The organism is Serratia sp. PL7, from assembly GCF_945957435.1.
Genome location: NZ_CAMFLB010000031.1, coordinates 1 through 11,222, shown reverse-complemented (window position 1 = coordinate 11,222; position 11,222 = coordinate 1). Strand labels below are relative to the sequence as shown.

14 protein-coding genes are annotated in these 11,222 nt (G+C 51.7%); 6 read left to right on the top strand and 8 right to left on the bottom strand.

All coding sequences use genetic code 11. The annotated features are described in order from the left end of the window. Positions 1–351 carry a gamma-glutamylcyclotransferase gene (locus N6G83_RS47750; RefSeq protein WP_024483355.1) on the top strand — a complete coding sequence of 117 codons (351 nt, stop codon included), beginning with the start codon at positions 1–3 and terminating at the stop codon, positions 349–351. Between the two features lie 51 nt (positions 352–402). Here the strand turns inward: N6G83_RS47750 and ppa are convergent, their stop codons facing one another. Further along, entirely contained in the window at positions 403–930 is a 528-nt protein-coding gene (ppa, locus tag N6G83_RS47745; RefSeq protein ID WP_021179028.1) for an inorganic diphosphatase, read from the bottom strand. 258 nt (positions 931–1,188) lie between these two features. Here ppa and N6G83_RS47740 point away from each other — a divergent pair, with 258 nt between their 5' ends. Next, the gene (locus N6G83_RS47740) at positions 1,189–2,742 is read left to right on the top strand and encodes a methyl-accepting chemotaxis protein (protein WP_211135369.1); all 1,554 of its coding nucleotides are present in this window, start codon (positions 1,189–1,191) and stop codon (positions 2,740–2,742) included. A gap of 34 nt (positions 2,743–2,776) precedes the next feature. Here the strand turns inward: N6G83_RS47740 and fbp are convergent, their stop codons facing one another. Beyond that, on the bottom strand, positions 2,777–3,781 hold the full coding sequence (fbp, locus tag N6G83_RS47735; protein ID WP_029711176.1) for a class 1 fructose-bisphosphatase: 1,005 nt from the start codon (positions 3,779–3,781) through the stop codon (positions 2,777–2,779). 170 nt (positions 3,782–3,951) lie between these two features. On the opposite strand from fbp, the gene mpl reads away from it, so the two are divergent. Further along, positions 3,952–5,331 carry a UDP-N-acetylmuramate:L-alanyl-gamma-D-glutamyl-meso-diaminopimelate ligase gene (gene mpl / locus N6G83_RS47730; protein WP_024483358.1) on the top strand — a complete coding sequence of 460 codons (1,380 nt, stop codon included), beginning with the start codon at positions 3,952–3,954 and terminating at the stop codon, positions 5,329–5,331. A 212-nt stretch (positions 5,332–5,543) separates the two neighbouring features. On the opposite strand, the gene yhcN (N6G83_RS47725) is transcribed toward mpl, so the two are convergent. The 3 genes from yhcN (N6G83_RS47725) to argR all read right to left on the bottom strand — a co-directional run bounded on the left by yhcN (N6G83_RS47725) (position 5,544) and on the right by argR (position 7,078). Continuing rightward, positions 5,544–5,807: a peroxide/acid stress response protein YhcN gene (yhcN, locus tag N6G83_RS47725; RefSeq protein WP_021179031.1), complete on the bottom strand. Its 264-nt coding sequence runs from the start codon at positions 5,805–5,807 to the stop codon at positions 5,544–5,546. 133 nt (positions 5,808–5,940) lie between these two features. Beyond that, positions 5,941–6,204, bottom strand: a complete 264-nt coding sequence (gene yhcN / locus N6G83_RS47720) for a peroxide/acid stress response protein YhcN (protein ID WP_021807531.1) — start codon at positions 6,202–6,204, stop codon at positions 5,941–5,943. Between the two features lie 403 nt (positions 6,205–6,607). Then, entirely contained in the window at positions 6,608–7,078 is a 471-nt protein-coding gene (gene argR / locus N6G83_RS47715) for a transcriptional regulator ArgR (RefSeq protein ID WP_021179033.1), read from the bottom strand. A 465-nt stretch (positions 7,079–7,543) separates the two neighbouring features. Between argR and mdh the strand changes: the two genes are divergently transcribed. Further along, the gene (mdh, locus tag N6G83_RS47710; protein WP_021179035.1) at positions 7,544–8,482 is read left to right on the top strand and encodes a malate dehydrogenase; all 939 of its coding nucleotides are present in this window, start codon (positions 7,544–7,546) and stop codon (positions 8,480–8,482) included. 62 nt (positions 8,483–8,544) lie between these two features. Here the strand turns inward: mdh and N6G83_RS47705 are convergent, their stop codons facing one another. Further along, positions 8,545–8,805, bottom strand: coding sequence for a helix-turn-helix domain-containing protein (locus N6G83_RS47705; protein WP_071783710.1), 261 nt, complete (start codon positions 8,803–8,805; stop codon positions 8,545–8,547). 181 nt (positions 8,806–8,986) lie between these two features. Between N6G83_RS47705 and N6G83_RS47700 the strand changes: the two genes are divergently transcribed. Together N6G83_RS47700 and N6G83_RS47695 are read left to right on the top strand one after the other, a co-directional pair. Further along, the gene (locus N6G83_RS47700) at positions 8,987–9,343 is read left to right on the top strand and encodes a DNA-binding protein (RefSeq protein WP_211134896.1); all 357 of its coding nucleotides are present in this window, start codon (positions 8,987–8,989) and stop codon (positions 9,341–9,343) included. 244 nt (positions 9,344–9,587) lie between these two features. Then, positions 9,588–9,962, top strand: a complete 375-nt coding sequence (locus N6G83_RS47695) for a DNA-binding protein (RefSeq protein ID WP_199063286.1) — start codon at positions 9,588–9,590, stop codon at positions 9,960–9,962. Positions 9,963–10,006: 44 nt separating this feature from the next. Here the strand turns inward: N6G83_RS47695 and ispB are convergent, their stop codons facing one another. Together ispB and N6G83_RS47685 are read right to left on the bottom strand one after the other, a co-directional pair. Next, positions 10,007–10,978 (bottom strand): octaprenyl diphosphate synthase, encoded by a 972-nt coding sequence (ispB, locus tag N6G83_RS47690; protein WP_021807527.1) that lies wholly within the window; start codon positions 10,976–10,978, stop codon positions 10,007–10,009. 47 nt (positions 10,979–11,025) lie between these two features. Then, on the bottom strand, positions 11,026–11,222 hold a 197-nt coding region (locus tag N6G83_RS47685; RefSeq protein ID WP_260524220.1), incomplete at its 5' end, for a hypothetical protein.

The following is an 11,222-nucleotide window of genomic DNA, read 5'->3' as shown; positions in this document are numbered from 1 at the left end:
ATGCGAATAATTGTCTACGGCAGTTTACGACGCAAACAGGGAAACAGCCATTGGATGACCAACGCCCAATGGTTGGGTGAACATGAGTTAGAAGGCTACCAGCTGTATAATCTGGGCCACTACCCGGCGGCGATCCCTGGAGAGGGCACGGTACACTGCGAAGTGTATCGTATTAACTCATCGATTCTGGCCGAGCTGGACGAGTTGAAAAGCAATACCAAAGACTACAAGCGCGAGCTGATCCGTACGCCTTATGGCAGTGCGTGGATCTACCTGTATAGACACAGCGTGGACGGTTTCCCGCGGATTGAAAGCGGTGACTGGCTGAAGCGTCTTGACGAAAAGCAGTAAAAAAAAACACCGCTCATTTGGGCGGTGTTTTTTTATCAGTTCGGGCGAGACTTACTTCTTGGCGCGCTCGAAAGAGGCAACGATCTCAGCTTTGGCTGCGGCAGCGTCTGCCCAACCTTCTACTTTGACCCATTTGCCTTTTTCCAGATCTTTGTAGTGTTCAAAGAAGTGGCTGATCTGCGCTTTCAGCAGTTCTGGCAGGTCGTTCACATCTTTAATGTGATCGTACTCTTTGGTCAGTTTGCTGTGCGGTACGGCAATCAGTTTGGCATCTTCACCGGCTTCGTCGGTCATTTTCAGCACGCCAACTGGGCGGCAGCGGATCACAGAGCCTGGTTGCAGTGGGTATGGGGTCGGCACCAACACGTCTACCGGATCACCATCCAGTGACAGGGTGTGGTTGATGTAACCGTAGTTGCACGGGTAGAACATCGCCGTGGACATGAAACGGTCAACGAACAGCGAGCCGGTTTCCTTGTCGATTTCGTATTTGATTGGATCGGCGTTAGCCGGGATTTCGATAACTACGTAGATGTCTTCTGGCAGGTCTTTGCCAGCAGGGACCAGGTTCAAGCTCATGTCGGTTTCCTTTAATCAAACCAGAAATGGAGTGGCGGCTATTATAGCGGAGTCTTTTGTGATTTCCCGCCCTTTTCATCATTGAGCTGCTGCCTGGTCGATAACAGCAACTTTTCCAGATTAATCCCTTAATGATTGAAGTTTACTCCCCGGCTGCCGATAACTTCCTCAAATAATAACGGTCCAGCAGCTAGCTGAGCCTGCCTTCTTGCCTCCTCTACATCTGAAGCTACTTTTTTCTAAAGCCGGGAAACACTCATGTTAAAGAAGATCACCGTTAAGGCCGGGCTGATTGCCCTGTTGAGCCTGATGACGTTGCTGTTGATTGTTGTCAGTATCATCGGGGTTAAAGCCATTAACGACGGAACACGTTCGCTACAGACTCTGAACCAGATCCTGGGGGAAGAACTGGGTTCGTTGGCCAACAGTTCCAACCTGGCGCTACGGGCCAGAACGGCGGCCTCGCTTGCAGTACGCCAGCGCGAGATTGGTCAAATTGAGGTTGCTGACGCCTCGGTGGGGCGTATTTATGGCTATCTGGAACAGTCGAAAAAGGAAATGGCGCGCTTTGTCGACGTGGGAACGGTGACCGAACGGGGTCGCCAATTCTCAATGCGGATGCAGGAGAGCTATCGCGCCTATCTGGAGCAAGGTATTGCGCCCATGGCGGCAGCGATAAAGGCGGGGAAGTTGGATGACTATTACGCCATTCAAGAAAATCATATCTCTAAGCTGAGTATTGCTTTTGAAGCCGACCTCAGTGAGTTCCGCGCGTTTGCCATGGAGATTGGCCAGCAGCATGCGCATGAGGCAGAAAGTAATGCCAGCACCAAGATTATCCTGATCGTTGTGGCTGGGCTACTCAGCGTGTTACTGGCGGTGTTGGCCTGGTTTGCTATGCGTGTGATCTTGCTGCGCCCGTTAGATGAGTCGATCGTCCAATTGGAGCATATCGCCGCCGGAGATCTGACCCACGAAATCAGCGGTGAAGGTGATACCGAAATGGGGCGCTTGGTGAGTGCCATGCAGCGTATGCAGCAGTCGCTGGTGATGTCGGTCAGTAAGGTCCGCGATGCCAGCAGCCAGATCGATACCGGCTCCCGCGAGTTGGCTGCGGGTAACCTTCATCTGGCGCAGCGTACGGAGGAATCGGCCGCTTCGCTGGAGCAAACCGCAGCCAGCATGGAGCAGTTGACCTCTACGGTGAAAATGAATGCTGAAAACTGTGAACAGGCTAACCAGTTGGCAATGAGCGTCTCCGATATTGCCGAGCAGGGCAGTGACGTGGTCAGCCAGGTGATGAACAAGATGCAGGCCATTACCGATAGCTCCCGACGGATTGCCGACATCATCAGCGTGATGGACGGTATCTCCTTCCAGACTAATATTCTGGCGCTTAACGCGGCGGTAGAGGCGGCACGTGCCGGTGAGCAAGGTCGAGGTTTTGCTGTGGTGGCCGGTGAGGTACGCAGCCTGGCCCAACGTAGTGCGCAATCGGCAAAAGAGATCAAAGGGCTGATCGAAGTGTCACAACACCGCGTGCGGGAAGGTGAACAGATGGCGGCTACGGCGGCGAAGACCATGAACGGAATAACCGGGGAAGTCGGGCGCGTCACGGCGCTGATGCGTGAAATCTCTGCGGCCACTCGCGAGCAAAGCAGTGGTATCGAACAGGTCAACCAGGCGGTAGTGCAAATGGATCAGGTGGCACAGCAGAATGCGGCGCTGGTGGAAGAGTCAGCGGCGGCAACTCGCTCTTTGGAAGAGCAGGCGCAGCTATTGGCACAGAGTATGGCTGTGTTCAAACTGTGATGTGAAGGGGCGGCATACCGCCCCTTTTATAGCGTTACTGGTCCGGGAAATCAGCAATAAAGCGTTCGGCGTCTTCTACCATCGATTTGGTGCCGACGAAGAATGGCGCACGTTGGTGCAGTTGTTGCGGCACGATATCCAGAATGCGGTTTTTGCCATCGCTGGCTTTACCCCCGGCCTGTTCAGCCAGGAACGCCATCGGGTTGCATTCATACAGCAGACGCAGCTTGCCCTGTGGGTGGCTGGCGGTGCTTGGGTAGATATAGATGCCGCCTTTGAGCAGGTTACGGTGGAAGTCGGCAACCAGTGAACCGATATAGCGTGAGGTATAAGGGCGCTGGGTGGCTTCATCCTGCTCTTGGCAGTATTTGATGTATTTCTTCACCCCGAGCGGGAACTTGATGTAGTTACCTTCGTTGATGGAATACATGTTGGCTTTTTCCGGGAAGCGCACTTTCTCGTGGGAGAGGCAGAACACCCCCAGAGACGGATCGTAGGTGAAGGCATGTACGCCATAACCGGTGGTGTAAACCAGCATGGTGGAGGAGCCATAAACCACATATCCGGCCGCTACCTGTGCATGGCCAGGCTGCAGGAAATCTTCTTCGGTGACTGGCGTGCCAATCGGGGTGATGCGGCGATAGATAGAGAAGATCGTCCCGACCGAGACGTTCACATCAATGTTGGACGAGCCGTCCAACGGATCCATTAGCACCACATACTTGCCATTCTCAGCTCGCTCGCCGTCGAAAATCACGATCTCGTCTTCTTCTTCCGAAGCGATGCCCGCAACTTCACCACGAGCCTTCAACGCGGCTTTCAGCTTTTCGTTCGCGAACAGGTCCAGCTTCATCTGAACTTCGCCCTGAACGTTTGAAATGCCGTTAGTCCCCAAGATATCAACTAAACCCGCCTTGTTGATATCACGGTGAATGATCTTGGCACCCAGTTTGATGGCAGAAAGCAATGAGGTCAGCTCACCGGTGGCGTGAGAGAAGTCGTGTTGTTTCTCGACGATAAATTCGCCTAACGTTTTCATGACACAATCCCTGAATCTACGGATGGATAGCGGCTTGTTAACATACCGCCAACGTTTTCGTCAGCAGTGTAGCCCAAAGCAACTTGCGATTCATAGGCAAATCCATTTCTTCTGAGCGATTCTGAGCGCTAGAATAGGCAGTAAATCGATGCACTAAAATGAGAAACCTAATGCGCATACATATTCTTGGGATCTGCGGCACCTTTATGGGTGGGCTAGCCATGTTGGCTCGTTCACTGGGGCACGAGGTGACCGGTTCAGATGCCAACGTCTATCCTCCGATGAGCACCTTACTGGAAAAGCAGGGGATCGATCTGATCCAGGGTTACGATCCTGCCCAGTTGGATCCGGCTCCGGATCTGGTGATTATCGGCAATGCCATGAGCCGTGGTAATCCGTGCGTAGAAGCGGTATTGGAACAGAGCATTCCTTACATGTCTGGTCCTCAGTGGTTGCATGATTATGTCCTGCGCGATCGCTGGGTGCTGGCGGTAGCGGGAACACACGGTAAAACCACCACTGCCGGGATGGCGACCTGGATCCTGGAAGCCTGCGGCTATCAGCCGGGTTTCGTGATCGGCGGCGTACCGGGTAATTTTGATGTCTCGGCCCGTCTTGGCGGCAGCCCGTTCTTTGTCATCGAAGCCGATGAGTATGACTGTGCCTTCTTCGACAAACGCTCCAAGTTCGTTCATTACTGCCCACGCACGTTGATCATGAACAACCTCGAGTTCGATCATGCCGATATCTTTGACGATCTGAAAGCCATCCAGAAACAGTTCCACCACCTGGTGCGCCTGGTGCCGGGCCAAGGCAAGATCATCCTGCCGGAAAACGATACCCATCTGAAACAGGTGATGGCGATGGGATGCTGGAGCGAACAGGAATGGGTCGGGGAAGGGGGCGCGTGGCGTGCACACAAACTGACGACAGATGCCAGCCATTACGAAGTGTTCCTCAACGGCGAGAAGGTGGGGGAGGTTAACTGGGCGTTGGTGGGCGAACACAACATGCATAACGGCCTGATGGCGATCGCCGCCACCCGCCATGTTGGCGTGCAGCCAGCCGATGCTTGCCGAGCGCTGGGTGACTTTATCAATGCCCGCCGCCGTCTGGAATTGCGTGGTGAAGCCAATGGCGTCACGGTGTATGACGACTTTGCCCATCATCCGACCGCCATTTTGGCTACCTTGGCGGCACTGCGTGGCAAAGTGGGCGGCACCGCACGCATCCTGGCCGTGCTGGAGCCTCGCTCAAACACCATGAAAATGGGGATCAGCAAAAACGATCTGGCGCCCTCACTTGGCCGTGCCGACGAAGTGTTCCTGTTCCAGCCTCACCACATTCCTTGGCAGGTAGCGGAAGTTGCCGAAGCTTGCGTCCAACCCGCGCACTGGAGTGCCGATCTGGATACTCTGGTGGAGATGATTGTGAAAACCGCGCAGCCGGGTGACCATATTCTGGTGATGAGCAACGGCGGGTTTGGCGGCATTCATGACAAACTACTGGCAGGGCTGGCTAACAAGGCCGAACCGAAAGAAACCTACTGACGTTTAGCTAAACGGGCGCCGTATGCGGCAACCCTAGCAATATGAGGCCGCTGATGCGGCCTTTTTTACGCCCATAAAAAAGCCCTCGCGAGCGAGGGCAATGGGGTTCGTCGGATAGGACGACGATAATTTCCAAGGTACTAGCGTTTACCTGAGAACTCGGCAGTGGCAGTGACGAGGGTAGTCAGTTCAGTAAACGCGGCCTCGGTTTTTTACTTGTAGATTTCAGCCGTTGCGTGCCAGTTACCATTTTCATAGGCTTCGATCACACGGTAGGCTTTGGCCCCTTGCTGGTCCGCTTTATCAGACAGCGCCTGACGGATATCAGAAGGTGCGCCACCCACGCCGCTAGCGGTAATGGTGCCGACGGACTGCAGATTGCTGGCTTGGGCATCAGTGACCAGGTTAGCCGCAGAAGCACCGAAAGAAACGGCAGACAGCAGGCTAAGTGCAACGAGAGTAGTTTTCATGTTCATGATACTTCGATCCTTAATCGTTCAGAGATAACGGCCTGGAAGGGCTTTACAGCGTTTTTTATACTTGAAGGCGGTTATCTGCTTGTTTTTTTACCAGAGAGTTGTCGTGCAATGCTCACATCACATCTTGTACTTATTTGTAAATCTCGGCGGTAGCGTGGTAGTTGCCTTCGTTACGAGCTTCGATCACACGGTAAGCGGTCGCGCCTTGGGCATCGGCTTTGGCAGATAGCGCCTGACGGATATCAGAAGGTGCTGCACCGACGCCGCTCACGGTGATGGTACCGGCAGACTGCAGTTTTTCAGCCTGTGAGGCATCAATGGATTGTGCTGCGAATGCACCGAAAGACAGCATGGACAGCAGGCTAATTGTTGCTACGGTAGTTTTAATTTTCATGATTTATCCTCTTCGTATTCTTTTATCAGTTCCGAAGAACTGTGATTTACGTCACGAAAATGAGTATACATCTAGTAACGGTAAAAATTAATAGCTGACTAACAGTTTCTAGTGAAACTTTATTAGGGTGAACGTTACTTTTAATAACCTAATGGAATAAAAAACGGCGATAAAATACACTTTCGATGTTAAATTTTTGTAATTTCAATGAGCTAAGTGCTTTTAACTAAAAGTGCGGAAACTTCCAGTCACTATCGCTAGCTACATAAAAATGTCATTGATATGTGCTGCAGGTCGGCTTTTTCGAAGATTTAAACGTGGTAGGCAGCGCGGAAGAAGTAAATGAAGGGTTAATAAAGGATGAGCGGCCCGCGACGGAGAGCCGCAGGCTGCGCTGAATACATCAAAGTTCCTGTTCGAACAAGGAGAGAATGGCTTCAAACAGTTGGCGTGCGGTAAATGAACTGGCCGGAGTGACAAAAATGGTGTCGTCACCGGCAATGGTGCCCAGGATCCCTTCGGATTTGCCCAGTGAGTCCAACAGGCGGGCAATCAGCTGCGCCGCACCAGGGCTGGTATGGATCACCACCACCGCGTCGTTATGGTCCACGTCCAGCACCAGATTCTTGAGCGGGCTGGTGGTGGTTGGGACACCAAGTTCGGCCGGGAGGCAGTACACCATTTCCATTTTTGCATTACGCGTGCGTACCGCTCCGAACTTGGTCAGCATGCGCGATACCTTGGACTGGTTAATGTTCTCGAAGCCTTCTTCTTGCAGCGCCAAAACGATCTCGCCTTGAGAACTGAATTTTTCTTCTTTCAATAACGCCTTAAACGCCTTGATCAGATCTTCCTGCTTTGCGGGATTACGCATTTTGCACCGTGGAATGTTGGTAATAGAGTTGATTATTATGCATATAAATGCATTTTTATGCAATATGGGGGCCGTCTGGAAAATCAAAAATGCCCAGACAGAAAGGCAAGAGCGCGATTTTAACAAAATCCGTTGCTCATGAATATGCCCTTTCGGTGCGGGAAGCGAGTCAGCTCTCCGGTAACGAAAATGTTATTAAAATGATGTTGTTCTGATGTTACGTAAGGGTGTAATGTAACCGCCGGTTAACGCGATCGTGAAAAGCTTGGCACTATTTTCGATTAGTGTGCGCTATGCCCTTAATGCATAAGCTATTTACTTTAAAATGCTCGCAACATCGGCCATTTTATTGCGCCAGATCTAAAACCGACTGTTAAGAGGTTGTTTTTAAAGGCGTGATAAATTAAGGTCCGTGACCAAAGAATTCACGGCGCTTTTATATTTAAGACAATAAAGGAGTATAGGATGAAAGTTGCAGTTCTCGGTGCTGCTGGCGGTATTGGCCAGGCCCTCGCCCTTCTACTCAAGACCCAGCTTCCTTCAGGTTCTGAACTCTCCCTCTACGACATTGCCCCTGTTACCCCAGGCGTTGCCGTTGACTTAAGCCACATCCCAACCGCAGTTAAAATCAAAGGCTTCAGTGGCGAAGATGCAACCCCTGCGCTGCACGGTGCGGACGTGGTGCTGATTTCTGCTGGCGTTGCGCGTAAACCAGGGATGGATCGTTCCGATCTGTTCAACGTTAACGCTGGCATCGTACGTAACCTGATTGAGCAAGTGGCCAAAACCTGCCCGAAAGCCTGCATCGGTATCATCACCAACCCGGTGAATACCACGGTGGCCATTGCGGCAGAAGTGTTGAAGAAAGCGGGTGTGTACGACAAAAACAAACTGTTTGGTATCACATCGCTGGACATCATCCGTTCCAACACCTTCGTCGCGGAACTGAAAGGCAAACAACCGGAAGAACTGAACGTACCGGTGATTGGCGGCCACTCAGGCGTGACCATCTTGCCTCTGCTGTCGCAGATCCCAGGCGTAAGCTTTAGCGATCAGGAAGTGGCTGATTTGACCAAACGTATCCAGAACGCGGGTACCGAAGTGGTTGAAGCCAAAGCCGGTGGCGGCTCTGCAACCTTGTCTATGGGCCAGGCTGCTGCACGTTTTGGCCTCTCTCTGGTGCGTGCGTTGAGCGGTGAGAAAGGCGTAGTGGAATGTGCCTATGTTGAAGGGGATGGCAAATATGCCCGCTTCTTTGCACAGCCACTGCTACTGGGTAAAAATGGTATCGAAGAGCGTAAAGACATCGGTACCCTGAGCGCCTTCGAGCAAAAAGCGCTGAGCGAAATGCTGGACGTACTGCACAAAGATATCGAACTGGGCGAGAAGTTTATCAACAACTGATCCCTCAGTATGTGATGTTTTGATAAGCCGCCGGGCCGAATCCGGCGGCTTTCTTATGTTTATCATGATTTGATTCGACTTTTCCGATCTCGCAGATGATGGGTAAGCGGATCAAAATACCTGCTCGGCCAGATCTCTGCCGGGTGTACGTTCAGTGCATCAGCAATCAACCACTCTCCCTTGGGCCAAGGACGTGACAGCGCGTTGGCCAACGTCGATGAACTTAGCCCTGCCCCCCGTGAAACCGCTGCCAGAGTGGTACCTCTCTTCTTCAAAGCCGCGATGACGTCTGCTGGATGCCAATCTGGGTCCCGTGAATTCATATTTTCATTCCTTTTTTGATTAGAGAAAGTTCTGTTAGTGGTATAACTAACAGGTCAGTATTAATCGTTTGAACAACGTGAAGCGTTTATTCAGAAACTAGGATACCACCAAGTTTCCCAAAAATACCTTATGGTTTCTGAAAAATTTGTCTTGCCACACTATTGTCCCGAGATCATGGCTATGAAAAACGAGTGGTTTGCTGCCAAGGAGCTGATAGGCATCGCAGGATTACCGTCCTCTACACAGGGAATCAATCTGATGGCCCGGCGCGAAAATTGGCTCAGCCGTCGCCGCAAAGGCGTGCAAGGCAAGGCGCTGGAATATCATATCAACAGCTTGCCAACCGGCGTCAAAAATCTGCTGGTATTGCGCGAAGAGCCTGCGATCTACGAGGCCGGGCGTCAGGACCCACTTGCCGTGTGGGTTGAATACTATTACCAACTTTCAGACAGTGAGCGTGGCAAAGTGATGGCGTTTTTGATGCGCGAAGGTATGGATAGTCTGCTGACCTGGATTGCTGAAAAAAATAAGCAGTGAGTCATTCCTCAACTGACCTGCGCTACATAGGGGCGCTGTATGCTGCGCCCAACAAGTTACTTTCTGCGCCGCCTCTGTGTTTCCCTTTCCTTGTTTGATAAACATTTCTTGAGTATTTCGCCAAATTTTTGGTTATTGGCAGCGGTCTGGTTAATGTTATAACTAACTCATTGGCATTAGTTGTTCATGCAACTGGAAGGTCTGATAAGTCAGTTAGAGGCAACGCCGAGATCAAGGAGAGGGAATGGACAAGGAGTGGTTTACTGCCAACGAACTGAAAGAGAAGGGCGAATTGGGCAGCTCCCCGCAAGGGATCAATAAGCGAGCACGTGAGCAAAACTGGCGATGGCAGCGGCGTTTTGGCAAGCAGGGGGTGACTAAGGAGTATCATATCAGCAGCCTGCCCCTCTCGACTCAAAACGAGTTGTATCCCCAGAGATATCCCCTTGCCGCAGAGGAACCGGCGGCTTATACCGTTTCCTGTGATGGCGTTCCTTGGGCACGTTTGCAGAGCTATCTGACGGGTATGAAACCAGAAGAATACGCGGTTTTATTGAGTTTTCTGGCGAAGAATGGGGCTGCGGGGCTACTGGATCTCATTAGCAAGGCAAATAAATAGGCCTGTAAAACAGGCCTGTTTGAATATTAAGAAACTTAAATTTCTTAAAAGTCTCGTTGAACCGCCAGATGCGCTAATCCTTCCAGTGCGGTTCGATAAGGAGAGTCTGGCAAAATCTGCAATGCGGCGATCGCCTTATCCGCTTCTTCTTCTGCGCGCTGACGTGTATAGGTGAGTGAACCACACTCCTGCATGGTAGCCAGAACCGGCTCCAGCAGATGGCGGCCATTCCCCTGTTCAATCGCGCCGCGGATCATCGCAGATTGCTCGGCATTGCCATTATGCATCGCATGTAACAACGGCAGCGTCGGCTTGCCCTCGTTCAAATCATCGCCGGTATTTTTACCCAGGGTCACGCCGTCTGCACTGTAGTCCAGCAGATCGTCGATCAGTTGGAATGCCGTACCAAGATAGCGGCCATAGTCTTGCAGCGCCTGCTCTTCGGCCGGGTTAGCCTCGGAGAGGATGGCTGATGACTGGGCTGCCGCTTCAAACAGACGAGCGGTTTTGCTGTAGATGACCCGCATATAGTTTTCTTCACTGATATTCGGATCGTTGACGTTCATCAACTGCAGCACTTCACCTTCGGCGATTACGTTGACCGCTTCGGACATGACTGCCAGCACGCGCAGCGATTCCAGGCTGGTCATCATCTGGAAAGCACGCGTATAAATGAAATCACCCACTAGCACGCTGGCAGCATTGCCAAACGCCGCGTTGGCAGTCGCCTTGCCACGGCGCATGTCGGACTCATCCACCACGTCATCATGCAACAGGGTAGCGGTATGGATGAACTCTATCAGGGCTGCGACGGCAATGTGTTTATCACCTTGATAGTGCAAGGCCCGTGCCGCCAGAACGGCGATCATCGGGCGAATGCGCTTACCGCCACCGCTGATAATGTAATAGCCAAGTTGATTGATGAGCGTGACATCAGAATTCAACTGTTCGAGAATTGTTGCGTTCACGGCCGCCATATCTTGCGCGGTTAACTCAGTAATTTGTTCTAGGTTCATTGTATTTTTTTCAGCTGTGTTTCTGTTGACCGCGATGAGAACGCTGCTCACATCGGTACATGGCGGTAACTGTCCTGTTGATTGTACTTGAAAATCGGCGCAGATAAACGTTGTGAGAGAAACTGTGTTTTTTTTCTTCTTTTTTCACCTTCTGGCCCTAATCTGCTCTTGTCATATGCGGGATTATTGCGTAGAATTCGCGCCCTATTGTGAATATTTATAGCGCGCTCTGTACTGAACAGTT